A 26,905-nucleotide genomic window follows, 5' to 3' on the forward strand; every position below is an offset into this window, starting at 1 on the left:
CCCCCGCACGGTACACAGGCTGCGCCGGTATTGCTGCGGATACGGAGGATAGAATGGCATCTCAAATGGAAGACAGCTCGGTTCTGTTTGGCGCCAACGAGGCGTATGTCACAGAGTTGTATGCGAAATACCTGGATGATTCAGGGTCTGTCGATCCGGACTGGGCGGAATTTTTCGGCAAGCTGGACGATTCGGAGCGTGACCTGTTGCGGGATCTGGAAGGCGCCACCTGGGCGCCGCGCCGAACCCGCGTCATGGGGGGCGGCAACGGCGACCTGGCCGACGCGACCTCCGGCGATCCCGATACCCCGGCGCCGCGGTCTGCTTCCGCCTTTGCCGCGGCATCCGGGGCCGGACCGGAACAGATTCGCCAGGCGACCAGGGATTCGCTGCGGGCCCTGATGCTGATTCGAAACTACCGGGTTCGCGGCCATCTGCACGCTAACCTGGATCCGCTTGGCTTGGTAAAGCCGATTTCCCATGCCGACCTGGACCCGGCGACCTATGGCTTTACCGAGCGGGACATGGACCGGCCGATATACATCAACTTCGTGCTGGGACTTGAGGCCGCATCGCTCAAGCAGATCGTGAAGATCCTCGAGGAAACCTATTGCGGCAATATCGGCGTCGAATTCATGCACATTCAGGTTCCGGAGGAAAAGTCCTGGATCCAGGAACGCATCGAGGGAATCCGCAACCAGACCGATTTCACCGAACTCGGCAAGCGCACGATACTGGAGCGTCTGACCGAAGCCGAAACCTTCGAGAAGTTCCTCGACCGCAAGCACCGGGGTACGAAGCGGTTCGGCCTCGACGGCGGCGAATCGGTCGTTCCGGCCATCGAGCAGATCCTCAAGCGGGGCGCCCAACTCGGTTTCGAGGAACTGATCATCGGCATGCCGCATCGCGGCCGGCTCAATATTCTCGCCAATATCCTGAACAAACCCTACAAGGCAGTTTTTTCCGAATTTGCCGGCAATGCGTCGCAGCCGGATGACGGCTTCGGTTCGGGCGATGTGAAATACCACCTGGGCACATCCTCCGATCGGGAGTTCGACGGCCATACGGTGCATCTGTCGCTGACACCCAATCCCAGCCATCTGGAGGCGGTGAACACCGTCGTGCTGGGAAAGGTGCGCGCCAAGCAGCGCCAGCGCGGCGACGCCGACCGGGACAAGGTGGTCGGCCTGTTACTGCACGGCGATGCGGCCTTCCCGGGCCAGGGCATTGTGGCGGAAACATTCGATCTGTCGCAGTTGCGCGGCTACCGGACGGGCGGGACGATCCATTTTATCTGCAACAACCAGATCGGCTTCACGACGGCGCCATCCTATTCGCGCTCGTCGCCCTATTGTTCGGATGTCGCGAAGATGGTGTCGGCGCCGATCTTCCACGTCAATGGCGACGATGTCGAAGCCTGCGTCCATGTGGCGCGGATGGCGACGGAATATCGCCAGAAGTTCAAGAAGGACGTGGTGATCGACCTTTGGTGCTATCGCCGTCACGGCCACAATGAAGGCGATGAGCCGGCATTTACCCAGCCGCTGATGTACAAGAAGATTGCGGAGCATCCGACGACCCGCAAGATTTATGCCGACAAGCTGGAAGCCGAAGGCGTTCTACAGCCCGGCGAAGCCGACAAGATGGTGGAGCGTTTCCAGCAGCACCTGGAGAACGAGTTCGAGGTTTCCGCTTCCTATATTCGCAACAAGGCGGACTGGTTCGAGGGCAAGTGGGAAGGGTTCGCGATGGCGAGCGGCGACGAACGCCGCGGCGAAACAGCGGTTGAAATGGATGTGCTGCGGGAAGTCGGCCATGCGCTGACGACGGTGCCGCAGAACTTCAACGCCAATCCGAAGATCGTCCGGCAACTCGAAGCCAAGCAGAAAATGTTCGAAACCGGCGAAGGCATCGACTGGGCAACCGGTGAAGCGCTGGCCCTGGGGACGCTGCTGGTCGAATCGACTCAGGTCCGCCTGTCCGGCGAGGATTGTCGCCGCGGCACCTTCAGCCAGCGCCATGCCGTCCTGATCGACCAGGAAACCGAAGAAGACTACATACCGCTCAACAATATCCGTTTCGGCCAGGCGCCGTTCGAGGTGATCGACAGCCCGCTTTCCGAATTCGGCGTGCTGGGTTTCGAATACGGCTACAGTTCGGCGGAACCGCATGCGCTGGTGATGTGGGAAGCGCAATTCGGCGATTTCGCCAATGGCGCGCAGGTCATCATCGACCAGTTCATTTCATCCGGCGAACATAAATGGCTGCGGATGAACGGGCTCGTCATGCTGCTGCCGCATGGCTATGAAGGACAGGGACCCGAACATTCCTCGGCTCGGCTGGAACGGTATCTCCAGCTTTGCGGCGACGACAACATGCAGGTCTGCTACCCCACGACTCCGGCGAATTATTTCCATGTGCTGCGGCGCCAGGTGCATCGCAACTTCCGCAAGCCGCTCATTCTGATGACGCCGAAATCGCTGCTGCGACACCGGAGCTGCGTATCCAGACTGGCGGAATTCGGCCCCGGCACGACCTTTCACCGGGTGCTCTGGGACGATGCAGAGGGCTCCAGGGAGCTGGGCGCGGACAAGGAGATCCGCCGCGTGGTTCTGTGCAGCGGCAAGGTCTATTTCGACCTGCTCGAGGAGCGGGAAAAGCGCGGCATCAGGGATGTCTATCTAATGCGCGTGGAACAGCTCTATCCCTTCCCGAAAAAATCGCTGCGCGAACAGCTTGGCCGGTTCCCGCAGGCTGAAGTTGTCTGGTGCCAGGAAGAATCGGAAAACATGGGCGCCTGGCTCTTTATCGACCGGCGTCTCGAGGCCGTCATGGTCGAAATCGGCATGGATGTGAGCCGCCCGCGCTACGTGGGTCGGCCGGATTCAGCTGCTCCCGCGACTGGTCTGCTGCGCCGTCATCTGCGGGAACAGGCGGCGCTGGTCGACGAGGCGCTGACCCTGCCGCCGAAGGTTCGATCGCGCAAGGCATCGGCACGCAAGGCGGCGGCCCCGAAAGCGGTGGCGGCTGGCAGGACAGCCGCCGGTAAACCGGCGGCGCGCAAGCCCGCGACCCGCAGCAAGACGAAATAACGCCGACTGAAAGGCTTACCTGATGACAATCCAGATTACGGTGCCCACACTGGGTGAATCGATCACCGAGGCAACTGTCGCCAAATGGTATAAAAAGGTGGGTGACACCGTTGCCGCCGATGAAACACTGCTCGAACTGGAAACAGACAAGGTAACGCTGGAAGTCCCGTCACCGTCCGCCGGCGTGTTACAGGAAATTATCGTCGGCGACGGCGCCAATGTCGAGGTCGGGGCATTGCTGGGCAGCATTGCGGAAGGGGAGGCCGCCCCGGCGCCGAAGGAAGCTGAAGCAGCGCCAGCCCAGGCAGAAGCGCCGAAACCGGCGGCCGAGCCAGCGACTGCGAAGCCCGACCCCGCACCCGGGGCTTCTGAACCCGCGCCGTCGACATCTGTCGACGACATCGCCCTGTCGCCGGCCGTCCGCAAACTGGTCGAAGACAATAACCTGGATCCCGCCACGATTCCGGCCACCGGGCCGAAAGGCCGGCTGATCAAGGCGGATGTGCTTGCCGCGATAGAGGGCCGCAAGGCGTCGCCGGCGCCGAAACCGGCCGCAGCGCCGCAGCCATCCGCCCCGACCATCACCCCTGCCGCGGACCTGCCGCCGCGCGCCGCCGATCCGCGTGGCGAGGAAGTCGTGCGGATGTCGCGACTGCGGCAGCGCATCGCCGAACGGCTGAAACAGGCGCAGAACACCGCCGCGATGCTGTCGACCTTCAACGAGGTCGATATGGGCGCGCTGATGCACCTGCGCAGCGAATACCGCGATGCCTTCGAAAAGAAGCATAATGTCCGGCTCGGCTTCCTGTCCTTCTTCATCAAGGCCGCGATTATCGCGCTGAAGGAAATTCCGGCGGTCAATGCGGAAATTCGCGGCGATGAACTGATCTACAAGAATTATTACGATATCGGCGTTGCCGTCGGCACGCCGCAGGGGCTGGTCGTGCCCGTGCTTCGCGATGCGGACAAGCTGAGCTTCGCCGGGATAGAGGGCGCCATCGCCGATTTTGGCCGCCGCGCCCGGGACGGCAAACTGACCATTGCGGAAATGACCGGCGGTACCTTCACCATTTCCAATGGAGGCGTCTACGGCTCACTGCTGTCCATGCCGATCCTGAACACGCCGCAGTCCGGCATTCTCGGTATGCACAAGATCCAGAAGCGGCCGATGGCGGTCGGTGACGAGGTCAAGATCCGCAACATGATGTATCTCGCCCTCTCCTATGATCATCGCATCGTCGACGGCCGCGAGGCGGTCACCTTCGTCGTCCGCCTGAAGGAACTGCTCGAAGATCCGCAGCGTCTGCTGATCGACGTCTGATCCCTGTGCCGCAGCCGGCAGCGGCCGTCGCTACTCGAACACGCGACAGATGACCTGGGCGACGGTCAGTTGCCGCCGCAGGGCATCGCCGTATGCGACAAAATTTTCCGCTGTCGGAACGCCAAGGTCCAGGCCGGCGGATGGCTGGCCGTTTGCTCTGATATTCGCGGTGTCGAGCAGGTGATCCATCGATAGCGGCGCCGTGGTGAATATCCTGCCCCGCCGCTTGCTGCCGGCAAACGTCACGCCGACAATCTGGCCCCTGCTGTTTATCGCCGGCCCGCCACTGATGCCGCCCAGACGATCCGAGTCCGGCACCCGGGCGGTTTCCGCCCAGGCAATGGCGGGTTCGGTGATGCGATAGCGTCCGACCGAGCGCGCCCGCAGCCGCCCGATCAGTTTCGACGTCGCCTGGCCTGGTACCGAACCCGGAAAGCCGAAATGATATCCTGCCTGGTTTTTGCGCAGGGGTTCGCGTGAAATTGCCATGGCGGGCGCGTCCCAATCGGTCCAAAGGATCGCCATATCGGCGCGGGGGTTGACCTCGACCCGGTCGGCGGCAACGGCGCGGCGGTTGCCGATAACAATGCCGACCCTGTCGCAGCCATCGACCACATGACGCGCGGTCAGCCACACACCGTCGTCGCGAATGGCGAAGGCCGTGCCAACGCTGTTTCGCTTGGGACCGACCTCGATATCGGCTATGGGGTCGAGGCGTCCGGGCGGCAAAAGTTCGGCGCCCCCGTCCGGCGCCAGTTCAATCGGCGGCCGTCGGCTGACGGGGCCGGGGGTATCGCTTTCCAGCCAGGATCCGATAGCCTGCGTGACGAGGACCAGCACGAAAACAATCAGCGGGTATCGGGCGCTGCCCTTCACCGGGATTTAGCCTGAAACAGCCGCCGCGGTAATTGCCGCAACGGACAGCTTGACGGCGGACAGCAGAAGCGCAGCGCCGATTTCACCATTGGTGATCCGCGCCGGCAGGTCCTTCAGCAGGAAGTCGATCAGCCGGTATACCGCCAGCATGATCAGCAGGGTCACGATACCCCATACCAGGATGTCCACGACGTTGATGCTGAACGCCATGCAGAATGCCAGCGGAATGGCCAGGCTCAGGATAGCCCCCGACAGGGCAATCGCCGCCGCGGTGTTCCCTTCCCGGACAAGCTGCAATTCCCGGTACGGTGTGATTGCCACATAGGCGAAAACGCCGACGACCAGGATCGTCAGCGTGACGCTGAAATGAAGGATGAGTGTCGGAAAGCCGCTGCCCAGACTTGCCAGTATCGCTTCCATGCCGCCGTTCCTGTTTTAAGTCGCGTGTTTTTTATCGAATTCCCAGACATCCTCGAAGCCCATCAGTTTCGACATCTCCGGGAACGGGTATAGCAGGTCCTGCACCGAGGTGCTGTCGCCCTCGTTTTTCAAGGCGCCGTATACTGTGTCGAAAACCTGCGTGGCGGCAAGGAAACCCGTGGCCGGATAGATGGCGACCGAATAGCCGATTTCCTGGTAGCGCTCGCGGCTCAGGATTGGCGTCATTCCGCCATCGGCAACGTTGACCAGCTGCGGCGTATCGAAGCTGCGGCATATCTGTTCCATTTCCGCTTCGCTGGTTGGCGCTTCGACGAACAGGACATCGGCCCCGGCCTTCGCGCAGGCCTCGGCCCGGCGCAGCGCGTCGTCCAGGCCGTTTACGGCGCGCGCGTCGGTGCGGGCGATGATCAGCGTGTCGTCATGGCGTCGGCTTTCCACCGCGACCTGAATCCGGCGAACCATTTCGTTCAGCGGTACGACCTTCTTGCCGGGCGTGTGCCCGCATTTCTTGGGGAATTCCTGATCCTCGATCTGGATGCCGGCGGCGCCGGCGGCCTCATAGCCCCGCACGGTTTCCCGGATATTCAGCAGGCCCCCATAGCCGGTATCCGCATCGGCGATCAGCGGCGTTTTCGTGCCGTCGCAAATCTGCGCGACGCGGTCGAGCATCTGCGTGTAGCTTGCGATTCCCGCGTCCGGCAGGCCCAGATACGATGCGACGACCCCGTACCCGGTCATATACAGCGCCTCGAAACCCTTGCGGTCCGCAACCTTGGCGGAGATCATCTCGAATACGCCGGGGGCAATCAGGATATCGTCCGATTTCAGCCGTTCGCGTAGTGACGGTTGCGACGCATTGTTCATGGATAGGGCCTCCGGAATTATCGCGTTCGGGGTCGGTTGCGTTGCCGGCAATTGAGCACGGCAACCCGGTACGCGGCAACCCGATGCGACAGGGTGTGAAGGCGCCCTGTTTTCAATGAGGGCGATCAGATTCACGCGGTTGTCGTCAACGGGCGCGTGCGAATGCCGGATACGACGGCATCACGTTCCTGATGCGCTATGTCAACGTTGAACCCGATTGCCGGGCGCCGTCAGTCCCGCCGCGCCCCAGCGGGCCGGGTGACCGCGTTCATACTGGCGCGGATAGGCGATGTCCGCGCCCAGTTCCTGCGCCGCGCGCATCGGCCAGTGCGGGTTGAACAGCATCGGCCGAGCCAGCGCGACGGCGTCCGCCTGCCCGGTGCGCAGGATCGTTTCCGCCTGCAGCGGTTCGCTGATTTCACCGACGGCGATTACGACCATGTTGACGGCGGCTTTTACGGCGGCGGCGAAGCCGGTCTGGTATCCGGGACCGGTGTCGATTTTCTGGTCCGCCCGCATGCCGCCGCTGGATACATGGATATAATCGCAGCCCTGCGCCTCCAGCGCACGGGCCAGGACGACGGTTTCGGTAACCGTCCAGCCGCCCTCGATCCAGTCGCTGGCGGAAACCCGCATACCGATCGGCAGGTCGTCCGGCCAGACGGCGCGGACGGCCTCGAAGACTTCCAGCGGAAACCGCATCCGGTTCTCCAGGCTGCCGCCGTAGTCATCGTTGCGCCGGTTGCTGACCGGCGACAGGAACTGATGGATCAGGTAACCATGCGCGCCGTGCAGTTCGATGACCCTTGCGCCGGCCCGATGTGCGCGGACGGCCGCGTCGGCGAATTGCTGGATCACTTCCGCGATGTTCTGGCGGGACAAGGCGCGCGGGGCCGGCCAGTCCGGCTCCAGGGGAATAGCGGATGGCGCCAGGGCAGTATGCCCGCCCTGCGCCAGCGGGCGCGGACCGCCGCCTTTCCAGGGCTCCAGCATCCCGGCGCGGCGGCCGCCATGGCAAAGCTGCACCCCCAGCACCGCCGAACCGTATGCGGCAAAGAAATCGCCGATGCGCTTGACGGCGGCTTCCTGTTCGTCGGTGTAAAGCGACAGACAGGCGGGCGTGTTACGCGCCTCCGCCGCGACATAGGTCGATTCCGGCAGCACCAGCGACGCGCCGGAAACGGCGAATTGCCCCAGATGCATCAGGTGCCAGTCGCCCGCCACCCCGTCATTGGTGGAAAACTGCGTCATCGGCGCGACGACGATCCGGTTGTGCAGGGTGACCCCGCGTAGCGGCAGGGGCGTGAACAGGCGGGCGGGCATGGATGAGTCCTTTCGGCGATTAATCGGCTTCCGGCGGCTATTCCGGTTTGTCCGACAGGGACGAGGTCGGCCAGTCCGGGTCCGGATCGGCCGGTTCGCAGCCGAAGCCGGCGGCCCGGATCGCCATGATGGCGCAATATTCGTCCCGCTCGGACGTATCGCCGCTGATACCGAGCGCGCCGATCACCGCTTCATTGGCATCCTTCACCAATACGCCGCCTGGCGCCGGAATCAGCCGCCCGACCGCCAGTACGTTATCGGTTATCCGCGATGCCTCGGCCAGGCCCAGCGTCGTTATCAGGTGCATGGATTCTGCTCCGGTTCTCAGAAGGGGACGTCGCCCATGATGGTGGTGCGGTGCATATGCCGCTGGTAGGCCGGATCGCCGACCCGTGACAGGTCCGCGATATGCAGGGCGCAGCGGTTGTCCCAGAACACCATGTCGCCGGACCGCCACTGATGGCGAAAGCTGAACCGCTCCTGCGTGCAGTGATCGAACAGACGCTCCAGTAACGGCATGCTTTGCGTTTCGTCCATGCCCTCGATCCCGATCGTATGCTGCGGGTTGGCGAAGACCGATTTGCGGCCGGTTTCCGGATGGGTGCGGAACACCGGATGCGCAACCGGCGGCACACGGTCCTTCTGTTCGGCGGAAAAGCCGACCTTGAAGTCCGCCCCGCCTTTCTGCGCCCGCCCCGGCAGGAAGATGGCGCGCCTGCCGTCCAGTGCCGCCCGCAGGTCATCCGGCAGGGTTTCATAGGCTTCGTACATACTGGCGAAGCCTGTATTCCCGCCATGGTCCGGCACCTCCAATGCATAGAGCATGGAACCCAGCGCCGGCGTTTTCACATAGGACAGATCCGAATGCCATTTCGGCCCCGCATCGGGCAGGCCGACATACCTGCCGTTTTCCTTGCGGGTCGATACAACGAGGATTTCCGGATACCCGGCCAGCGAAGCCTGATCGGATGGATGCCGGTCCAGTGGTCCGAAACGTTTAGAAAAAGCGATCTGTTGTTCCGGCGTCAGCGCCTGATCCCGGAAGACAATGACCAGGTGGTCGAGATGCGCCCGGTGGACCCTGGCGAAGTCGTCCCCGGAAAGTGGGTTGGCGAGGTCTATTCCAATGATTTCCGCGCCCAGGCAGGCGGGAAAAGGCCGGATTTCAAAAGACATCTGATCCCATCGAATGCTGTTGTCCCGTTTTGCTCAATACCAGACGGCGTTTCCTCATCTGCTTCAGCGGCTATTGGCTTTGCGCCATGCGGTGAACTTCGTCAGGTTTTCGGCTTTGGTTGCGGGGTACAACCCGACGATTGTCGCCCCGCCCTGCACCTGCTCGGTGACGAAATCCTCATAGGCTGTCATCTCGAACGCTTCTTCGGCGATCTCGTCCGCGATATTGGCGGGGATAACCACCACCCCTTCGCCGTCGCCGACGATCACGTCGCCCGGAAACACCGGTGCATCGCCGCAGCCGATGGGTACGTTCAGGTCAATCGCCTGGTGCAGGGTCAGGTTGGTGGGCGCGGAAGGACGATTGTGATAGCTGGGCATGTCCAGCGCGCCGATTTCGGGCGCATCCCGGAAGCCGCCATCGGTCACGACCCCGGCAACGCCGCGTTTCATCATGCGGGTCATCAGGATCGACCCGGCGGAGGCCGCGCGCGCATCCTTGCGGCTGTCGATCACCATGACGCAGCCCGCCGGAATCGCCTCTACGCCGGCCCGCTGCGGATGCGACGGGTCCTGGAAAACGCTGAGCGGGTTCAGGTCTTCCCGCGCCGGGATGTAGCGCATGGTATAGGCCTGCCCGACCATGTTCCCCCTGAATGGACCGACGGGATGAACATCCTGGATGAACTGGTTGCGCAATCCGCGCTTGAACAGGGCGGTGCAGATGGTTGCGGCGCTGACGCCCATCAGCTTCTGCCGGGTGGCGTCGCTCAGTGTGTAGTCGGTCATGCCAGTAATACTCCGGATCAGAATATATCGGGTTCGGGAACGGGTTCGCCAAAGCCGGTTTCGAGGAAGTCGAAATCGCAGCCTTCATTCGCCTGCTTGATATGCCGGGAGAACATCCAGCCATAGCCGCGCTCGTACTTGCGGAGCGGTTTCTTCCAGGCGGCCTTTCGCGCGGCCAGTTCATCGTCGTCGATCAGCATGTCGATGGTCCGGTTCGGCACGTCCAGCCGGATGCGGTCGCCGGTCTTCACCAGCGCCAGGGGGCCGCCGATAAAGGCTTCCGGCGAACAGTGCAGGATGCAGGCGCCGTAGCTGGTGCCGCTCATCCGCGCGTCGGACAGGCGCACCATGTCCCGCACGCCCTGCTTCAGCAGTTTTTTCGGGATCGGCAGCATGCCCCATTCCGGCATGCCCGGCCCGCCTTGCGGGCCCGCGTTGCGCAGGATCAGGATCGTATCGGCGGTGACGTCCAGGTCGTCATCGTCGATTCGGGCCTTCAGGTCGGGATAGCTGTCGAAAACCAGCGCCGGGCCTTCATGGTTCAGGAACCGCGGATCGCAGGCCGCCGGTTTGATGACCGCGCCATCCGGCGCCAGGTTGCCGCGCAGCACGGCGAGCGATCCTTCGTGGTAGATCGGATCCTCCATCGTCCGGATGACGTCGTCATTGTTGACGCTTGCGCCTTCCAGCGTTTCGCCGAGCGTTTTTCCCGAAACGGTCATGGCGTCGAGGTTCAGCCTGTCCTTCAGGCGGCTCATCATGCCGCGTAACCCGCCGGCATAATAAAAATCCTCCATCAGGTATGTCTTGCCACTGGGGCGGATATTGGCGATTACCGGTACGTGGCGGCCGGCGGCGTCCAGATCGTCCAGCGTCAGGTCGACCCCGGCCCGGCGCGCCATGGCGAGCAGGTGGATTATCGCGTTGGTCGAACAACCCATGGACATCGCCACGGTGACCGCGTTGTCGACGGCGCGGCGGTCGATGATTCTGGCCGGTGTCAGGTCTTCCCAGACCATTTCCACGATACGGCGGCCGCAGCCGGCGGCCATGCGGATATGGTTGGCGTCGGGGGCGGGGATCGAACTGGCGCCCGGCAGGGTCAGGCCCAGGGCTTCGGCGATGCCCGTCATGGTGCTGGCGGTGCCCATGGTCATGCAGTGGCCATAGGAGCGGGCGATGCCCGCTTCGACCGCCTGCCATTCCTCTGCGTCGATCGTGCCGGCGCGGCGTTCATCCCAGTATTTCCATGAATCCGACCCGCTGCCCAGCGTTTCGCCGCGGTAATTGCCGCGCAGCATCGGGCCGGCCGGCAGGTAGATCATCGGCATGCCGGCGCTGACCGCACCCATGACAAGGCCCGGCGTGGTCTTGTCGCAGCCGCCCATCAGCACGGCGCCGTCAATCGGATGACAGCGCAGCAGTTCCTCCACGTCCATCGCCAGCATGTTGCGGTACAGCATGCTGGTCGGCTTCACCAGGCTTTCCGACAGTGACAGCGCCGGCAATTCCATCGGGAATCCGCCCGCCTGCAGGATACCCCGCCTGACGTCCTCGACCCGCTGCTTGAAATGGGCGTGGCAGGGCTGCGCGTCGGACCAGGTGTTCACAATGGCGATGACGGGTTTGCCGTCCCAGTCCTGCTTGTCATAGCCCATCTGCATTTCGCGCGAACGATGGCCAAAGGAGCGCAGGTCGTCTGGCGCGAACCAGCGGGCGCTGCGCAGGGTTTCCGGGGATTTTTTCTGTTCGGTCATGATTCCACTTTCATCGGACGAAATCGCTCACCTTTCCTTTTAGGCAATCGGACCGGCGAGGGCGAACAGATTCAATGACGCGGTGCAGCAATTTCGGGCAGATGATTTTTTCGTGTCCAAAGGAATATTCAGGCCCGGGCGGTGTTAATATTATTGAGGTCCGGGTGGATTCCGCTTGTGAGGGGACGCCGGGCTTCAGGCTGTCGAAATGGCGCATAAACATCTGGATGAGGGAGTGTTCGTGATGGGTAACGGTTTCAAGGTGACAATTGCCGCGACGATTCTGGCGGTATCGGGCGCAATTGGCGCGGCTGTGGCGGCCGAGGGCGAGGAAGCGATCAAGATGCGGGTTGACCATATGAAGTCGGGCATCGCCAAGCCATTTGGCGCCATCAAGAATTTCGTGGAAAAGGGTGAAGGCAGCGCCGCGGATGTGGCGACAAATGCCAGCATGCTGAGCGACGCCGCGATGAAAATCCCCGAAGGTTTCCCGAAGGGAACGGCGCGCGGTGATTACGACGAAAAAATGACCCGGGCGCTGCCGAAAATCTGGGACGACTGGGCGGATTTTGAAGCAAGGGCGAAGGCGCTGTCGGATGAGGCGGCAAAGCTGGCGACCGTCGCTGCCGGCGGTGACGCGGAAGCCATCAAGGCGCAGTTCGCGATGGTTGGCAAGAATGGCTGCGGCGCCTGCCACAAGGATTACCGAGGCGACAAGGTGAAGTAATCGTACCGGACGACACCGGAATGGCGTTGAACGTGATTATCCCCTAAGCTGGTCCCGCTTCGGCGGGGCCCTTTTTTTACCGGTGTTGCGCGCAGGGCCAGATGTGTACGGAGATGGTCTCCGTATCCGGTGTGAAGGTGGTTCGGTTCCGGTATGATCAGCAGGGAACGCCAGATCATCGACCAGATTCCGCATTTGCGGCGCTACGCGCGGGCACTGGTACGTGACAGCGAGGTCGCCGACGACCTTGTCCAGGAATGTCTGGCCCGGGCCATGGGGCGCCTGCATGCCTGGCAGCCGACGGGTACGATGCGTAGCTGGCTGTTCACCATCCTGCATAATCTGCATGTAAATGAGCTGCGCCGGGACGGCCGGGCGCCGGAAATTCATTCCGATTCCGATGGCGTCGACCGTGAATCGGCCTCCGGTGATCCGGGTGCGGGACTCGCTGTCCGCGATATCACCGCGGCGCTGGCGGCGCTCCCCGAGGAACAGCGCAGCGTTATCCTGCTGGTCGGGCTGGAGGGCCTGACCTATGCGGAAGCCGCATCGGTGGCCGATGTACCGGTCGGCACCGTGATGTCGCGGCTGGCGCGGGGGCGCGAGCGGCTGCGGGAGATCATGGAGTTCGATTCGGTTACGCCGTTGCGGAGGGCCAAGTGACGGATTCGCCAAGATTCAGCGACGCGGAGCTGCAGGCATGGGTCGACGGCCGCCTCGATGCCGATACGCATGCGGATGTCGATGCCTGGCTCACGGAAAATCCCGATGACGCCCGGAGGCTGGCCGCCTATACCGGCCTGAACGCCGCCCTGCACGAACGGTTCGATCCGGTCCTTGACGAGCCGGTGCCGGCGCGCCTTCTGGCGGCCGCGACCGGGCGCAACGCAGTGTCGCCCGGCATGTCGCCCCTCTGGCGCATCGCGGCCGCAATCGGTTTCCTTGCGATTGGCGGGTTGTCCGGCTGGTTTGCCCGGGATCAGTGGCCGCGAGGCGACGATTCGCAAATTGCCGAATATGCCTTCAATGCGCATACCGTTTACGTGGCTGAAAACCGCCACGCGGTGGAAGTCCAGGCGGCGGAGGAGAAACACCTGGTCAGCTGGCTGTCCAAGCGGCTGGGTCAGGATATCCGCATGCCGGACCTGATCGGCCTGGGCTACCGACTGGTCGGGGGCCGCTTGTTGCCCGACGGCGGGCGGCCGACAGCCCAGTTCATGTATGAAAACGAATCCGGCGGACGGCTGACCGTCTATGTGCAGCGCAACGAACTGGTGAAGGAAACTTCCTTTCGCTTCATAGACCACAAGGGCGTTTCGGCGTTCTATTGGGTCGATGAACATTTCGCCTATGTACTGGCGGGAGCGATCCCGCGCGACAGCCTGCTCGACGCGGCCCGGATCGTCCACGACAGTCTCGCGCGATAGGGCGCCTTGCGGCGGCGGGCCGACCAGAAATCGATTGGCAAAGCGCGGCGCCACGGTATAATGCTGCATTGCAACAATTCAGGTTGGGCGCGATGTCATGCCGGGAAAAATCATAACGATCTCGCAGCAGAAGGGTGGCACGGGCAAGACAACACTCACCGCGCACCTGGCAATCTGCTGGTCGAAACTTGATGGCATGTCCGTCGCCGTCCTCGATATCGACCCCCAGGGCAGCCTCGGCGAATGGCTGGAAGCGCGCGAACGCAGCCTCGGCGAAGACGATGTCGGCCTGGCGTTCCGCACCGCCAGCGGCTGGGGCGCGCGGCGGGAAGCGCGGGCGCTGGCGCGTGACTACGACATGGTTATCATCGACACGCCGCCCAAGGCGGAAACCGAGGTCAAGCCGGCGCTGGAAGCCGCGGACCTTGTCGTGGTGCCGGTACAGCCGACGCCGATGGATTTATGGGCGACCGAACCTATCCTGACCCTGGCGGCCCGCGAAAGAACCGAGGCGATACTGGTGTTGAACCGGGTTCCGTCACGGTCGCGGCTGACGGCGGACATGCGGATGGCGCTGAAGGAATTTCCGGCGGAGACGACCGAGACTTTTCTGGGAAACCGGGTCGTCTTTGCCAGCAGCGTCGGGGCCGGTCTGACGGCGCTGGAAACGGAACCGGGCGGCAAGGCATCCCAGGAAGTGCAGGCGCTGGCGAAGGAACTGTTGAAGCGCCTTTCGTGATGTTCCTCAGGCGAAGACCCGCGTTGAACCGCGCAGGCTGATATCGACCTCGTGATCGGCCGCAAACCGGATCAGCGCGCCGCGCAGGCTATGATCCGGCAGGTCAAGCGACGCGTCGAGTTCCGCGCGAAGCCGGGACGCATCAAGGCTGCGGACCATCATCCGGACCGCGCCGACGGAACCGGGCTGCATCGACAGTGACCGGTAGCCGAGCCCGATCAACGCCATCGCTTCCAGCGGATTGCCCGCCATTTCGCCGCACAGGCTGACCGGCACATTCGCGGCGTCGCATTGCTGTACAATTTCGTGCAGGATTTTCAGAAAGGCCGGCGCCAGGGTATCGTAGCGGCCGCTCAGGCGCGGGTTGCCGCGGTCGCTGGCGAAGACAAACTGGGACAGGTCGTTGGAGCCGACCGACAGGAAATCCACCCGGCTCAGCAGGGCCTTCAGTTGAAACAGCAGGGCGGGCACTTCCAGCATCGTACCGACCGCCAGCGTGGCCGGAACTATTCCGCCGGCGGATTCGACTTCCGTCATCACGGCAGAAAGGATGTCCCTGGCGGCGTCGAACTCGGTTACCTCGGTGACCATGGGGAACATGACCCGAAGCGGCCGGCCATCCGCCGCCACGATCAGCGCGCGAAGCTGGTCGCGCAGCATCCGGGGCTGATCCAGCCCGATCCGCAGCGCGCGCCAGCCCAGCGCCGGATTTTCCTCTTCTCCTGTCGACGGCATGGCCGCCATCAGCTTGTCGCCGCCGATATCCAGTGTCCGGAAGGTGACGGGCCGTCCTGCCGCCTGACCGAATATGTCCCGGTAGAGCGCCAGCTGCGTCTCGAAATCCGGATAACGCGGTCGCATCATGAAGGGTAATTCCGTCCGGTACAGGCCGACGCCATCCGCGCCGCTTTCGGCAAGATGGGCGAGGTCGAGCAACAGTCCCGCGTTGAAGTTGAGCGACACCAGGCTTCCATCGCGGGTTTTCACCGGCAGATGACGGGTATCGGCATAGGCGGCGCGTCGGCTTTCCAGCAGGTTCATATTTTCGCGAAAGGTGGCGCGGAAATTTTCGTCGGGCCGCAGGAACACTTCGCCGTTGTCGCCGTCTATGGCGATGGCAACGCCCGGTTCGACCCGATTCAGAATACCGTCAACCTGGCCGACCAGCGGAATTTCCAGCGCGCGCGCGACGATGGTGACATGCGCGGTCTCCGACCCTTCCTCCAGCACCAGTCCGCACAGGCGCGACCGGTCGTAGTCGAGCAACTCGGCCGGCCCCATGTTGCGGGCAACCAGTATTATCTTTTCGGGAAGGGCCTCGTCCTTGCCGGCGGTAGCGCCGGCAAGGTGTTCGATCAGGCGGTAGGCCAGGTTGGCGAGATCCTGCAGCCGCTCGCGGATATACGGATCGGCGACCTGGTTCATCCGCGCGCGGGTGTCGTTCTGGATCTTGGCGACCGCGGCTTCTGCGGTCAGGCCGCTACGGATGGCCTCGCGGGTCCTGCCCAGCCAGCCGCGATCCTCCGCAATCATCCGGTAGGCGCGCAAAATGTCGACGTGGTCGCCCTCCGCGCCGCGACCGTAGCTTTCCAGCATGGTGTCGAGCGAGCGGTGCATCCGGCTGACCGCCGCCGCCAGCCGCTCCAGTTCCGCTACCGGATCTTCCGAGACCATGCGGCTGATCGATATCTGTTTTTCGTGCAGCACGACCTGGCCCAGGGCCAGACCCGGCGCCAGTTTCTGGCCGGGCAGTTGCAGCGCCGGTCCGCTTACTGCCTGCCCGCCATCGTTCGGTATGCCGAATGTGCCGTCCGCATCGACGACCAGTTCGGCCACGACCATCGCAACGGTTTCCATCGCCTCGATTTCTTCTTCGGTGTATGTGCGCGGCGAAACGTTCTGCACCGCCAGTACGCCCTGGACCCGGCCGCCGCGCATGACGGGGACGCCCATCAGCGAGGTATAGGCCTCCTCGCCGGTTTCCGGACGGTAGGCAAAGTCCGGATGCGACTGCGCATCCGCGAGCGCGAGGTGCCGCGCCTGTGCGGCGATAACGCCGATCAACCCTTCGCCAAAGGCGAGCCGGGTTCGATGGACCGATTCGGGCAGCAGGCCCTCGCTCGCCGCAAGTTCGAGCATGCGTCCCGGCCGCAGAACATAGATCGAGCACACTTCGGCGATCATGCTGTCCGCGATAATGCGGACAATCCGGTCGAGCCGCACCTGTGTCGAGCCGTCACCGGCCATGACGTCGCGCAGGCGCCGCAGCAACTGCCGCGCGCCGGCCCAGTTCGGTTCATTGCCTGTCAGGTTCAGCATCGGACTCTCAATCAGCGACCCTCATGTTACCAAATTAGCACAGGCCTGGTAACGGTGTTATGGCCCCTATAAGCAACTGGAAATGCAACTGTCGGGCCATCGCGGAAGCCCATGCCGGATACGAGCTTCCAGGAATCGCGTCAGTCGGGGAAGATCCGCAGATGCCCATTTTTCAGGCAATCGGCGAAAGACGGTTCAGCGTTCGCCGGTAAATTCCAGCAGGGCGCCGAAGGCGGTGCCCGCATCGATAACGATCGACTCGCCCCTGCGCCGCCATTTGACGTCATTGCCGCGAAGCACCGCCGCTGTGGCATCCAAATCCGCCACCAAGATCGTATAGGCGGCAAAGTACGGTGTATCGGGGCCATGCGCGGGTGCGCCATAGCGGTCCATGAAGGCATCTGTCGTAATCACCGTAATCTGCCCGCGCGACGTGACAACCTGAAGTCCTTTCGAATCCAGCGAAACGGCGCAGGGTGGCTGCAATCGGGCAAAGAATCGTGCCAGATGGCCCGGAGATTCGGCGACCATGACGATTTCGGATATGGCCCGGGCGCCGTTGGCGTGCGACTGGTATTCCGGTTTCCAGAAATACTGCGGCGCATGCTGCTGACAGGTGAAGAATACGGCTTCGGGCATATCGGGTGTCGTCGCGAAAGCAAGCGAGAAGCCGACTATAACGGATTGTCCGTCGGGCAGTTGTGCCTGCCGTTCGAAATGAAAGGGGTCGTATGTATCGATCCCCTTGCGCAGGAATTCAGCCTGGTCCGCGCCGGCATCCCGGCTTTCGAAAACCAGCATCGACATGCCTTCGCGGCGCTGCAGGAACTTCCGGATATACTGACCGAAACTGAAGGCGCCCGGAAGCGGCTGCCGGATTTCCGCCGGGTCGGCAACGGCGATGAGTTCCAGGAAGCTGCCCTGCAACTGCACCAGGCTGTTGGCCGTTCCAAAAGGATGGCGCGCCGGCGGCGTTGTCGTGAAACCGAATGATCCGTATGCCGCGCGCGCGGCCTCCAGATCGCGGGCACACAGGACCAGATGGTCGATACCGCGCTGGATGTCAGGCATTCGCTTCCTTTACCCTGACTGTGCGTGCGTGGTCGTTCAGCAGGTCCTCGTGCCGTAATCCGCACTGGATCGGCTCGCCGCTGTCCGTGTCTATATCGACCCTGGCGTTGTAACAGAAATGGGCCAGACCGTGCTTGTCGGTGACCCGCAGGCGCTGGATCTTGTAACTCTCATCGTCATGGCGTGGCCCGGTCAGGTAGACCGAGACCTTCTCCACCAACGCGCCGGCGACGGGGATATCGCGAAACCCGTCGAGCAGGGATACGGCGGATGCGACGAAACCCCGGGTGCCGACGGTGTCTTCGGAATCGTCGAGTTGCCGGTCGAACCGGGATATGAGTATCTGTCCCGTACGCGCCTTGCCGATCAGCCGGGCCAGCGAGATGGTGACGTCGCCGACAATATAATCAGCGTCGCGGCGATGGTCGGCGTCGTGATAGCTGTAATGGCTGCCGATTCCGAAACAGCAGCGTATTTCAGGAAAGTATGATACGTCGCCCATGGCCCGCCGCAATGCGGCAAGATAGACAAGCGCCAGGACAAAGACACAGAACAGGCGCCGGTCGGCCTCCAGCCCCTTTTCCCGGTTCCAGACATAAAACCCGTCTCCGGTGGTGGACCGGGCCAGTTCGACCGGAACCCCGCGCCGCCGCGCGGTCTCATCCGCGATGTTCAGCGCAAATTCCAGCGCTGCCAGCTGACTCGCCTGTTCCTCGGGCGAATACAGGGAAAAACTTACGATATCGACCAGGAACACGCCGCGCTGCCGTGTCTTGGTAACGGCGAATCGGGAAAATACGGCATCGACCTGCGCTATGGTCAGGCCCTCTCCATCGTCGGAAACAGGGTATTCCAGGTACAGTTCCACGGGTTCGACATCCAGCGCCGCCGCGACATTGCGGAATGTCGCGTTGCCCATGACCCGGTCGCCGGCGAAAACGCGGCGGTGCAGGTCGCTGGACTGGTACAGCCGCACCATCGGAATGCTGATGACTTCCATGCCGCGGCGCGATGGGGTCCAGCCGACCAGGGCGTTGCTGCCAAAGCCCCAGAGCCCGGTCAGCACTTCGTCCAGATGGCGAAGCGCCGGTCCCGCGCCGTCCTGCGACTCCCCCGGTTCGCGTTGCGCGGTCAATACAGGCGCCCGCCATTGGGGACATTCGCCGTGGGCTGCAACAGCATGACTTCTCCCTCGCTGTCAGGAACGCCGAGCACGAGGATTTCGGACATGAACCTGCCGATCTGCTTTGGCGGAAAATTGACGACGGCTATCACCTGCCGCCCCGGCAATTCGTCCAGTGTATAGTTCCGGGTAATCTGGGCGGATGTCTTGCGTTCGCCGATTTCCGGCCCGAAATCGACCCACAGCTTGTAGGCGGGCCGTCGCGCTTCCGGAAAGGCTTCCGCACGGGCAATGGTGCCGACGCGCACGTCCACCTTCTGAAAATCGCTGAAATCGATTTCGTTCATGGGGGGTTGGTCACGCCGGGGCTGCGTCGGCTTCCGATTCCGCATCCGGTGTTCTGCGCCGCCGTCCGGTCGGCAGCATGGATACCAGACGTTCCGCCCGGATCAGGTTACGGTCCAGCGCCGCCATGGTCGCGGCCATGTCCGCACTATCGTCCTTAAGCCAGACTCGCAATGTGGCCAGCCAGACACCGGCCAGTCCGCGCGTTATCATACGGCCTTTCGGTCCAACGGCGCGGATGCCCGCGGCCTCCAGCATCCAGCGCATGGACCGCGTCACTCCCGAAGCCATGCACAGCCCGGCCAGCGGATCGCGGCACGATGCCTGCAGAATCGCGGCAATCGCCGCGCGATGTTCCTGCATCGCATCGAATCGACGCATAAGCACGTCGAACAGCCGGTCGCGCGGCGAATCTTCAGGATCCATTGAATTTGACAATTCCAGGACAGTGGCGTCGAGCATATCCGACCACCCGCGGATTATGGCGACTTTCGACGGGTAGAGTTCGTGCAGTTCAGCCAGGGATACGCCGGCTGCGTTCGCGATATCGCGCAGGCCGATTTGCGCCCACTGGCCTTCGGCGGCAAGTTGCAACGTTGTATCGACGATATGACGGGGTCGTTCAGCCTTGCGCACCATGGTTCACCTCCGTCCCGCAGGATCCGGTTACCGATAAGTAAATATATAGTGACTCGGACCGCCGGATTTCAACGCTTGCGGGTCAATTCCCGGCCAGTTCCCGGCTGCGCCGGGTTGCAGCAGCGATGGCGCGGGTCATCAACGGCTGCAGGCCGTCATTCGCCATCAGGATTTTCAGGGCTTCCAGCGTGGTGCCGCCGGGGCTGGTGACGTTTTCCCGGAGTTTCGACGGGGGCTCGCCGCTGGCCAGCGCCAGCTGCCCCGATCCCGCAACCGTCGTCAGCGCCAGCCGCGCCGAGAGATCGGCCGGAAGACCCGCCTGGACGCCGGCCTCGCTCAGACATTCGATCATCAGGAAAACATAGGCCGGGCCGCCGCCGGATAGTGCAGTGACCGCATCGATCAAGGCTTCATCGTCCACGACAATGGCTTCGCCCACCGCCGCCATAAGATCGCGACATATATCCGCCTGCGCGGCAGAGGTTCTCGCATTGGGATACAGTACCGTAATGCCCTGCCCGATCGCAGCCGGAGTATTCGGCATGGCGCGGACGATGGCGGCGGTTGAGGTCAGTATTGCTTCGAAATACCCGATGGTGCGGCCCGCCGCGATGGACAGGAATGCGGTGTTGCCGGATACAAAACGCGCATAGGCGGGCGCAACCGCGTCCATCTGCTGCGGCTTGACCGCGAAGACGACGATTTCGGGATCGAAATCCGCCGGCAGCTCCACCGCATCGGCACAGACCGTAATGCCGTCCCGGCCTTCGAAGTCCGGAGCACCCATCGGTTCGATGACGGTGACGCCCGCCGCCGCAATGCCTGATTCGCACCAGCCGGCAAGCATCGCGCCGCCCATCTTGCCGCAACCGACAAGCAACAGGGGACGGGACAGTTTTCCGCTCATCTCTCGTCGCTCAGGCTTCGCCGACAGTGTCCAGCATGGTCGCTTCGACGGCCTGCGCCGCCGAATACCCCGCCCAGAGAACGTATTGAAAGGCCGGATAGAAACGTTCGCATTCGCATACCGCGATGTCGACAAGGTCTTCCAGTTGTTCGGCGCTGGCGCCGTCCCAGCCGCGCGTCAGCATGGTGTGACGGAACATCGGCGTACCCGCTTCGGAGCACAGCTCGAAATGGCCGAACCACATGCGCTCATTGACCAGTGACAACAGATCGTTGATCGCGCGCCGTTTTTCCGGCACGACCTTCATATCCAGCGAGCAGGTGAAATACAGCGCCTTTACCTGTTCGCGCCAAACGAAGAACATGCGGTAATCACACCAACGGCCTGTCAGTTCGACCAGCAGTTCTTCCTCGCTGGCCCTGTCGCACATCCACTGATTCTCGCGGACGAGTTCTTCCATCAGATCGATCGGATTATTGGGTGTGTCCTGTAACTCGGCGTGCATCAATGCCATTCGCCTACCTTTAGCGTTCGCGTTGCACGGCCCCTGGGGACCCCTTTTGCGGCACTGCGACGATCGGAACCGAAACCTTCCGTTTCCGATATTTAGTAGTTCACTTCGCCACACGACCACTAGACCTAGAGTGCCATATGCGAATCAACACAAGCAAGCGGATTTAGGCGGAAAAGCGAGAAAAATGAGCGAGACGCCGCCAGACGTTACGCGGGCTTCGATTTGGCGGCCGATGCGGCGCGCTTGCGACGTGTCGCGGGCTTCGCTTTCGTCTTGCTCAATGCGGATTCCAGCGCCGCGACACGGGATTCCAGAGTCTCCTGTTCGCTGCGCGCTTTTGCGGCAACGGCCTTCACGGCATCGAATTCGTCGCGTGTGACCAGATCCATGTCGGCCAGCAGTCGTTCGACCCGCTGTTTCACCATCGCTTCGATTTCGGTGCGGACACCGGACAGGGCGCCGATAGCGCCATTGGCGACACGCGCCAGATCGTCGAGAAAACGGTTTTCCGCCTGCATGATATCCTCGCATTTCCACGATCAGATCATCGTCCGTTAGCCGTGTGAATCTGATCTATCGTATAGATCCTGCATAAGTATATGGCCGCGGCACGCCGTCTGCGCAACCCGTCTTGCCGCACTGCGACACACTCGCCTATAAGAAGCCTCGTATCGATGACCGGAGCTGACGATGATCCTGGTGACCGGCGGTGCGGGGTTTATCGGTTCGAACCTCGTCGCCGCGCTGAGCGAACGGGCGTCCGCGCCGGTTTACGTATGCGACTGGCTCAATATGCCGGCAAAGTCGCGCAATATCGGAAAACATGCGGTGGCCGGGGTTGTGCCGCCCGAACGCCTTGCGGACTGGCTTGCGGAAAATGCGGGCGGTCTCGACGTGATTTTCCACATGGGCGCATCGTCTTCCACGGTGGAACGCGATCCCGATATCGTGCTCGACAACAACCTGGACCTTTCTCTCATGCTGTGGCGCTGGTGCGCGAAGCACGGCGTGCGGCTGATCTATGCGTCCTCCGCGGCGACCTATGGCGGCGGCGAATCCGGCTTCGACGACGACAATGATCCCGCCGCCCTGATGCGGCTGAAGCCGCTCAACCTGTATGGCTGGTCCAAGCATATCTTCGACATGGATGCGGTGATGCTGGCGCAGGCCAGGATCGCGCCGCCGCAATGGGCGGGAATGAAATTCTTCAATGTATACGGTCCGAACGAACACCATAAAGGCGGGCAGCAAAGCCTTGTGGCGCAGTTGCATCGCCAGATCCGGGAATCCGGCAGGGCGCGGCTGTTCCGGTCGCACAATCCGGCTTATCCCGATGGCGGGCAGGAACGCGATTTCGTCTGGGTCGGCGACTGCGTCGATATGATGTTGTGGCTGAACGACAATCCGTCCATCAATGGCCTGTTCAACTGTGGGACCGGCGGCGCGCGCAGCTTTGCCGATCTGGCCCGTGCCTGTTTCGCGGCGCTGGGGCAGGATCCCGTGATCGAATTTATCGACACGCCGGAACATATCCGCCCGCACTACCAGTACCACACCCAGGCGCGGATGGAGCGTATCCGGACCGCCGGCTATACGCTGCCGCCGACACGGCTGGAAGAAGGGGTGCGGCGCTATGTTCGGGACTTCCTCGAAACCAACGATCCGCACAGGTAACGCCGATGGGGCCGTATGAATTTCCCGGTTTCGACCCGATTGCGTTCTCGATCGGCCCGTTGGCCATACGCTGGTACGCGCTGGCCTATATCGGGGGTCTGATGGGGGCATGGCGCTACGGGATGTGGCTGGCGAAGCGGCTGCCCGACCTGCTCACCCCGAAACAGATCGACGATTTTCTGATCTGGGCGACGCTTGGCGTCATCCTCGGCGGGCGGCTCGGCTATGTCATTTTCTACAAGCCCGTCTATTACCTGGAAAACCTGCTGGAAATTCCGCAAATGTGGAACGGGGGAATGTCGTTCCATGGCGGCCTGGCCGGCGTTATCCTGGCGGCGATCCTGTTTGCGCGGCATCGCGGCATCGCGTTCTTTGCGCTGGCGGATATCCTCGCGGCAGCCGCGCCGATCGGGCTGTTCCTGGGGCGGATTGCGAATTTCATCAATGGCGAGTTGTGGGGCCGGCCGACCGATGGACCTTTCGGTGTGATTTTTCCGCATGCCGGCAACGTGCCACGCCACCCCAGCCAGCTTTACGAAGCGGCGCTTGAAGGGCTGCTGCTGTTCATCGTCCTGGCCGTGCTGGTTATTCCGATGCAGGCAAGGCGGCGCGTCGGTCTGGCCAGCGGCGTCTTTTTGATCGGCTACGGCTTGTCCCGCATGCTGGTGGAGACCGTCCGGGAGCCGGACGAATTCATCGGATTGCTGGCTTTCGGGTCGACCTGGGGACAGTGGCTGTCGGTGCCGATGGTGGCGTTTGGCCTGTTCCTGGCCGTTCGCGGCATGCGACGGCCCCCGGTTGACGCTTGAACCGCCTGGCGCGCCTGATCGCGCGGCGGATCGCGTCGTCCGGCCCGATCAGTATCTCGGAATACATGGCGCTGGCGCTGGGCCATCCGGAACTGGGATACTACACCACCCGCGACCCGTTCGGTCGTGCGGGCGACTTCATTACAGCACCGGAAATCAGTCAGGTTTTCGGTGAAATGATCGGGTTGTGGTGGGTCGCGGTCTGGCGGGAGATGGGTGCGCCTGACCGGTTCCGGCTGGTCGAACTGGGCCCGGGGCGCGGCACCCTGATGGCGGATGCGTTGCGCGCCGCGACGGTGGCGCCGGATTTTGTCCGGGCGGCGCAGGTCCATCTCGTGGAAACCAGCCCGGTGTTGCGGGAAGCACAGCGCACGACGCTGACCGGACGACATATCCACTGGCACGACCGTTTCGACGAGGTCCCGGACGGTCCGGTACTGTTGGTCGCCAACGAATTTTTCGATGCGCTGCCGGTGCGCCAATTGCAGCGCACATCGGCGGGCTGGCGCGAAAGGCTGGTCGGCAACGGTACGGACGGGCTGGTATTCGTCCTGTCCGCACCGGGTGTGCCTGCCGAGGTATTGCTCCATCCCGATGTGCGGAACGGCGCGCCGGAAGGCGCGATTGCGGAGATCCAGCCGGCGGCCCTGTCCACCGCCGCCGCCATCGCCGCCCGGATTTCGGCGGCGGGCGGCGCCGCGCTGATCGTCGACTACGGGTATGTCGACAGTGCCCCCGGCGATACGCTGCAGGCGGTCAGGGCGCACAGGCCGCATGACGTGCTGGCCGATCCCGGTGCGGCGGATCTGACCGTACATGTGGATTTCGCCGCGCTGGGCCGCGCGGCGGGTGATTCGGTGCGGCATTTTGGCCCGTGCGGGCAGGGAGTGTTCCTGCAGGCGCTGGGCGTGGAGTTGCGGGCCGAACAGCTGATGGCGAAGGCAACGCCCGAACAGCAGTCGGCGATCCGGTCCGGCTTGACGCGCTTGATCGATCCGGCGGAAATGGGCATTTTGTTCAAGGTATTGGCCCTGACGCAGCAGGGCATGCCCGTCCCTCCCGGCTTCGAAGGCTGATTGTTCATGACCGACTCCGTAACTTTCCTCACGTCGCCCGCGTTACGGGACCCGAAGCGGCTGCGGCACGGATTTTTCACCCGTCGGGGCGGGGTCAGTACCGGGATCTACGGTTCGCTCAATACCGGGTACGGCTCCGATGACGACGCGGTCGCGGTGACGGAAAACCGGCGGCGGATCGCGGAAACCCTGGAACTGCCGGCGCTGAATACGGTCCATCAGGTGCATGGGCGAAACGTCGCCCATGTCGTCGATGCCTGGCGCCCGGGCGATGCGCCGAAATGCGACGCGATGGTGACCGACCGGCCGGGAATCGCGCTTGGCATCCTGACGGCGGATTGCGCGCCGGTCCTGTTCGCCGATGCGGAAGCGGGCGTGATCGGCGCGGCGCATGCGGGCTGGAAAGGCGCCGTCACCGGCGTGTTGCAGGCCACGATTGCGGCGATGGAAGGCCTGGGCGCCCGCCGCGACGCCATCGCGGCGGCGGTGGGCCCGACGATTGCTCAGGCGTCCTATGAGGTCGGGCCGGAATTTCCGGCGCCGTTCCTGGCCGGGAATTCGGACAATGCGCGGTTTTTCGGGGCATCCGCGCGCGCGGGACACTACATGTTCGACCTGCCGGGCTTTATCGAATCCGTGCTCGTCGCACAGGGGCTCGGCACCGTCGACGTTCTGGCGGTGGATACCTGTGCCGATCCGGAGCGGTTCTTCAGCTACCGGCGCGCGACACATCGCGGCGAACCGGATTATGGCCGGGGTCTTTCGGCCATCGCGCTGAATCCTTAGGAGCGCCCCAATCATCATGCCATATTTGATACAGATGCTGGCCTTGACCCTCGTGCTGCTCGTGGCGAGCTGTGCGCTTTTTTGATCCCCGACGCATTCTCGTGGGCTTCCTGCTGCTTGCGATGGCGGGCTGTGGTCCGCTGCCGCGGCCGTTCAAGGAGGGTAATGGCGTGGAAAGCCCGTTCGAGGCTATCCAGGACAGTGCCGGCGTCGTCGTCGTTCCGATCGAAGGCGCGCCCGCCGCCGCGTCCGGACCGCTGACGGAAATCCTGGCGGCGGCGCTGGTGCGCAGGGGGATTCCGGCGACGACCGGGGGCGCCCTGAAAAACGGGTCCCTGCTGGAAGGACTGGCGGCCTCGCCCGGGCCTGCGGGCGACCTGCTGATCGACTGGAACCTGACGGACGAATCCGGCGCAAGCGTGACAGCCTTTTCGACCCGCCACCCGGTAACTCAGGCCGCGTGGCAGGCGGGCAGGGTGGCGGATCTCGAGCGCATCGCGGACGCGACAGCGGCGGCAATCGCCGAATCGCTGCGCGGTCCCGCGATGTCCGTCCGGGATATCCCCGAAAAACAACGATCCCGATTTGCCGTGGTGTCCGTCAACGGGGCGCCCGGCGATGGTAACGAGGCGCTGAAGACGGCGTTTGAAGCCATGTTACGGCGCACCGGTCTGCCCGTAACCGCGAATCCGGAAGAGGCGGCCATCCTGATTTACGGCGTCGTCAGGGTGACGCCGGCGGCGGACGGCAGGGATTCACTTTCACTTGTCTGGACGCTTCGGGACCCCGACGGCGTGGAAATCGGGGAACTGAAGCAGTCCAATCAGGTGCGCCACGGCGAACTCGACGCCAAATGGGGCGCTTTGGCCTATGACATTACCGCCGCCGTGGTCAGCGACGTCGCCCGGATCATGACGATCATCGACGATGCCGAAGCGGTCCGCCGGCGTTAAAGGTGCGCGTTTAACGCGATGGGTCAGAGTCAGGCGGCGGTTGAATCGTCAGGGTCGACTCCGGCAAATCATGATCTATTTTAGCGGGAATCAGTCGTAATGTCCAGGGCTGAATCATAAATTGTTAATGCGCTGAGGGACGAACAGGATTCTTATG

26 protein-coding genes and 1 pseudogene are annotated in these 26,905 nt (G+C 63.1%); 11 read left to right on the forward strand and 16 right to left on the reverse strand.

Translation table 11 applies throughout. The features are described from left to right. Positions 1-53 precede the first annotated feature (53 nt). Together WD767_04770 and odhB are read left to right on the forward strand one after the other, a co-directional pair. Positions 54-3,092: a 2-oxoglutarate dehydrogenase E1 component gene (locus tag WD767_04770; GenBank protein ID MEX2615388.1), complete on the forward strand. Its 3,039-nt coding sequence runs from the start codon at positions 54-56 to the stop codon at positions 3,090-3,092. 22 nt (positions 3,093-3,114) lie between these two features. Continuing rightward, positions 3,115-4,413, forward strand: coding sequence for a 2-oxoglutarate dehydrogenase complex dihydrolipoyllysine-residue succinyltransferase (gene odhB / locus WD767_04775; protein ID MEX2615389.1), 1,299 nt, complete (start codon positions 3,115-3,117; stop codon positions 4,411-4,413). A 30-nt stretch (positions 4,414-4,443) separates the two neighbouring features. On the opposite strand, the gene WD767_04780 is transcribed toward odhB, so the two are convergent. The 8 genes and pseudogenes from WD767_04780 to araD form a co-directional block, all read right to left on the reverse strand. Further along, complete coding sequence (locus WD767_04780) at positions 4,444-5,289, reverse strand: serine protease (protein MEX2615390.1); 846 nt, start codon at positions 5,287-5,289, stop codon at positions 4,444-4,446. A 6-nt stretch (positions 5,290-5,295) separates the two neighbouring features. Further along, entirely contained in the window at positions 5,296-5,709 is a 414-nt protein-coding gene (locus WD767_04785) for a DUF350 domain-containing protein (GenBank protein MEX2615391.1), read from the reverse strand. A 15-nt stretch (positions 5,710-5,724) separates the two neighbouring features. Further along, positions 5,725-6,594: an isocitrate lyase/PEP mutase family protein gene (locus WD767_04790; GenBank protein MEX2615392.1), complete on the reverse strand. Its 870-nt coding sequence runs from the start codon at positions 6,592-6,594 to the stop codon at positions 5,725-5,727. A gap of 201 nt (positions 6,595-6,795) precedes the next feature. Further along, positions 6,796-7,917 (reverse strand): NADH:flavin oxidoreductase/NADH oxidase, encoded by a 1,122-nt coding sequence (locus tag WD767_04795; GenBank protein MEX2615393.1) that lies wholly within the window; start codon positions 7,915-7,917, stop codon positions 6,796-6,798. 37 nt (positions 7,918-7,954) lie between these two features. Continuing rightward, a pseudogene (locus WD767_04800) lies at positions 7,955-8,167 on the reverse strand (heme-binding protein). Positions 8,168-8,241: 74 nt separating this feature from the next. Next, entirely contained in the window at positions 8,242-9,093 is an 852-nt protein-coding gene (locus WD767_04805) for a TauD/TfdA family dioxygenase (GenBank protein MEX2615394.1), read from the reverse strand. A gap of 63 nt (positions 9,094-9,156) precedes the next feature. Continuing rightward, positions 9,157-9,882 carry a ribonuclease activity regulator RraA gene (locus WD767_04810; GenBank protein ID MEX2615395.1) on the reverse strand — a complete coding sequence of 242 codons (726 nt, stop codon included), beginning with the start codon at positions 9,880-9,882 and terminating at the stop codon, positions 9,157-9,159. Positions 9,883-9,899: 17 nt separating this feature from the next. After that, a complete protein-coding gene (araD, locus tag WD767_04815) occupies positions 9,900-11,639 on the reverse strand; it encodes an L-arabinonate dehydratase (GenBank protein MEX2615396.1) in 1,740 nt (579 codons plus the stop codon). Positions 11,640-11,847: 208 nt separating this feature from the next. Between araD and WD767_04820 the strand changes: the two genes are divergently transcribed. The 4 genes from WD767_04820 (at position 11,848) to parA (ending at position 14,532) form a co-directional block, all read left to right on the forward strand. Continuing rightward, positions 11,848-12,366, forward strand: a complete 519-nt coding sequence (locus WD767_04820) for a cytochrome c (GenBank protein MEX2615397.1) — start codon at positions 11,848-11,850, stop codon at positions 12,364-12,366. 153 nt (positions 12,367-12,519) lie between these two features. Beyond that, entirely contained in the window at positions 12,520-13,029 is a 510-nt protein-coding gene (locus WD767_04825) for a sigma-70 family RNA polymerase sigma factor (GenBank protein MEX2615398.1), read from the forward strand. Further along, complete coding sequence (locus WD767_04830; protein ID MEX2615399.1) at positions 13,026-13,793, forward strand: anti-sigma factor; 768 nt, start codon at positions 13,026-13,028, stop codon at positions 13,791-13,793. Before WD767_04825 ends, WD767_04830 begins: the two co-directional genes overlap by 4 nt. A gap of 97 nt (positions 13,794-13,890) precedes the next feature. Continuing rightward, on the forward strand, positions 13,891-14,532 hold the full coding sequence (parA, locus tag WD767_04835; protein MEX2615400.1) for a ParA family partition ATPase: 642 nt from the start codon (positions 13,891-13,893) through the stop codon (positions 14,530-14,532). A gap of 6 nt (positions 14,533-14,538) precedes the next feature. On the opposite strand, the gene ptsP is transcribed toward parA, so the two are convergent. From ptsP to WD767_04875, 8 genes are all read right to left on the reverse strand, one after another. Further along, positions 14,539-16,851, reverse strand: a complete 2,313-nt coding sequence (ptsP, locus tag WD767_04840; protein ID MEX2615401.1) for a phosphoenolpyruvate--protein phosphotransferase — start codon at positions 16,849-16,851, stop codon at positions 14,539-14,541. A 195-nt stretch (positions 16,852-17,046) separates the two neighbouring features. Next, on the reverse strand, positions 17,047-17,922 hold the full coding sequence (locus tag WD767_04845; protein MEX2615402.1) for a VOC family protein: 876 nt from the start codon (positions 17,920-17,922) through the stop codon (positions 17,047-17,049). After that, on the reverse strand, positions 17,915-19,057 hold the full coding sequence (locus WD767_04850) for a hypothetical protein (protein MEX2615403.1): 1,143 nt from the start codon (positions 19,055-19,057) through the stop codon (positions 17,915-17,917). Before WD767_04850 ends, WD767_04845 begins: the two co-directional genes overlap by 8 nt. Beyond that, complete coding sequence (locus WD767_04855) at positions 19,054-19,392, reverse strand: tRNA-binding protein (protein MEX2615404.1); 339 nt, start codon at positions 19,390-19,392, stop codon at positions 19,054-19,056. Before WD767_04855 ends, WD767_04850 begins: the two co-directional genes overlap by 4 nt. 10 nt (positions 19,393-19,402) lie before the next feature. After that, complete coding sequence (locus WD767_04860) at positions 19,403-20,029, reverse strand: hypothetical protein (protein ID MEX2615405.1); 627 nt, start codon at positions 20,027-20,029, stop codon at positions 19,403-19,405. 82 nt (positions 20,030-20,111) lie between these two features. Next, positions 20,112-20,936: a pyrroline-5-carboxylate reductase gene (gene proC / locus WD767_04865; protein ID MEX2615406.1), complete on the reverse strand. Its 825-nt coding sequence runs from the start codon at positions 20,934-20,936 to the stop codon at positions 20,112-20,114. Positions 20,937-20,946: 10 nt separating this feature from the next. After that, positions 20,947-21,450: a YbjN domain-containing protein gene (locus WD767_04870; GenBank protein ID MEX2615407.1), complete on the reverse strand. Its 504-nt coding sequence runs from the start codon at positions 21,448-21,450 to the stop codon at positions 20,947-20,949. A 206-nt stretch (positions 21,451-21,656) separates the two neighbouring features. Next, positions 21,657-21,968, reverse strand: coding sequence for an accessory factor UbiK family protein (locus tag WD767_04875; GenBank protein ID MEX2615408.1), 312 nt, complete (start codon positions 21,966-21,968; stop codon positions 21,657-21,659). 172 nt (positions 21,969-22,140) lie between these two features. Here WD767_04875 and rfaD point away from each other — a divergent pair, with 172 nt between their 5' ends. The 5 genes from rfaD to WD767_04900 all read left to right on the forward strand — a co-directional run bounded on the left by rfaD (position 22,141) and on the right by WD767_04900 (position 26,748). After that, positions 22,141-23,124, forward strand: coding sequence for an ADP-glyceromanno-heptose 6-epimerase (rfaD, locus tag WD767_04880; GenBank protein MEX2615409.1), 984 nt, complete (start codon positions 22,141-22,143; stop codon positions 23,122-23,124). A 5-nt stretch (positions 23,125-23,129) separates the two neighbouring features. Beyond that, positions 23,130-23,933: a prolipoprotein diacylglyceryl transferase gene (gene lgt / locus WD767_04885; protein MEX2615410.1), complete on the forward strand. Its 804-nt coding sequence runs from the start codon at positions 23,130-23,132 to the stop codon at positions 23,931-23,933. Continuing rightward, entirely contained in the window at positions 23,930-25,009 is a 1,080-nt protein-coding gene (locus WD767_04890; GenBank protein MEX2615411.1) for an SAM-dependent methyltransferase, read from the forward strand. The genes lgt and WD767_04890 overlap by 4 nt, the downstream gene beginning before the upstream one ends. Positions 25,010-25,015: 6 nt before the next feature. After that, complete coding sequence (pgeF, locus tag WD767_04895; GenBank protein MEX2615412.1) at positions 25,016-25,795, forward strand: peptidoglycan editing factor PgeF; 780 nt, start codon at positions 25,016-25,018, stop codon at positions 25,793-25,795. Between the two features lie 170 nt (positions 25,796-25,965). After that, positions 25,966-26,748: a hypothetical protein gene (locus WD767_04900; protein MEX2615413.1), complete on the forward strand. Its 783-nt coding sequence runs from the start codon at positions 25,966-25,968 to the stop codon at positions 26,746-26,748. Positions 26,749-26,905 lie beyond the last annotated feature (157 nt).

The organism is Alphaproteobacteria bacterium, assembly GCA_040905865.1.
In the GTDB taxonomy this organism is placed as follows: Bacteria; Pseudomonadota; Alphaproteobacteria; order UBA8366.

Coding starts and splice junctions, on each gene's coding strand:
- WD767_04825 (MEX2615398.1), top strand. CDS start 12,520: ATGATCAGCAGGGAACGCCAGATCATCGACCAGATTCCGCATTTGCGG.
- WD767_04770 (MEX2615388.1), top strand. CDS start 54: ATGGCATCTCAAATGGAAGACAGCTCGGTTCTGTTTGGCGCCAACGAG.
- WD767_04810 (MEX2615395.1), bottom strand. CDS start 9,882: ATGACCGACTACACACTGAGCGACGCCACCCGGCAGAAGCTGATGGGC.
- araD (MEX2615396.1), bottom strand. CDS start 11,639: ATGACCGAACAGAAAAAATCCCCGGAAACCCTGCGCAGCGCCCGCTGG.
- WD767_04805 (MEX2615394.1), bottom strand. CDS start 9,093: ATGTCTTTTGAAATCCGGCCTTTTCCCGCCTGCCTGGGCGCGGAAATC.
- WD767_04820 (MEX2615397.1), top strand. CDS start 11,848: ATGGCGCATAAACATCTGGATGAGGGAGTGTTCGTGATGGGTAACGGT.
- rfaD (MEX2615409.1), top strand. CDS start 22,141: ATGATCCTGGTGACCGGCGGTGCGGGGTTTATCGGTTCGAACCTCGTC.
- WD767_04785 (MEX2615391.1), bottom strand. CDS start 5,709: ATGGAAGCGATACTGGCAAGTCTGGGCAGCGGCTTTCCGACACTCATC.
- odhB (MEX2615389.1), top strand. CDS start 3,115: ATGACAATCCAGATTACGGTGCCCACACTGGGTGAATCGATCACCGAG.
- WD767_04870 (MEX2615407.1), bottom strand. CDS start 21,450: ATGGCATTGATGCACGCCGAGTTACAGGACACACCCAATAATCCGATC.
- WD767_04860 (MEX2615405.1), bottom strand. CDS start 20,029: ATGGTGCGCAAGGCTGAACGACCCCGTCATATCGTCGATACAACGTTG.
- WD767_04875 (MEX2615408.1), bottom strand. CDS start 21,968: ATGCAGGCGGAAAACCGTTTTCTCGACGATCTGGCGCGTGTCGCCAAT.
- pgeF (MEX2615412.1), top strand. CDS start 25,016: ATGACCGACTCCGTAACTTTCCTCACGTCGCCCGCGTTACGGGACCCG.
- ptsP (MEX2615401.1), bottom strand. CDS start 16,851: ATGCTGAACCTGACAGGCAATGAACCGAACTGGGCCGGCGCGCGGCAG.
- lgt (MEX2615410.1), top strand. CDS start 23,130: ATGGGGCCGTATGAATTTCCCGGTTTCGACCCGATTGCGTTCTCGATC.
- proC (MEX2615406.1), bottom strand. CDS start 20,936: ATGAGCGGAAAACTGTCCCGTCCCCTGTTGCTTGTCGGTTGCGGCAAG.
- WD767_04855 (MEX2615404.1), bottom strand. CDS start 19,392: ATGAACGAAATCGATTTCAGCGATTTTCAGAAGGTGGACGTGCGCGTC.
- WD767_04790 (MEX2615392.1), bottom strand. CDS start 6,594: ATGAACAATGCGTCGCAACCGTCACTACGCGAACGGCTGAAATCGGAC.
- WD767_04845 (MEX2615402.1), bottom strand. CDS start 17,922: ATGCCTGACATCCAGCGCGGTATCGACCATCTGGTCCTGTGTGCCCGC.
- WD767_04795 (MEX2615393.1), bottom strand. CDS start 7,917: ATGCCCGCCCGCCTGTTCACGCCCCTGCCGCTACGCGGGGTCACCCTG.
- parA (MEX2615400.1), top strand. CDS start 13,891: ATGCCGGGAAAAATCATAACGATCTCGCAGCAGAAGGGTGGCACGGGC.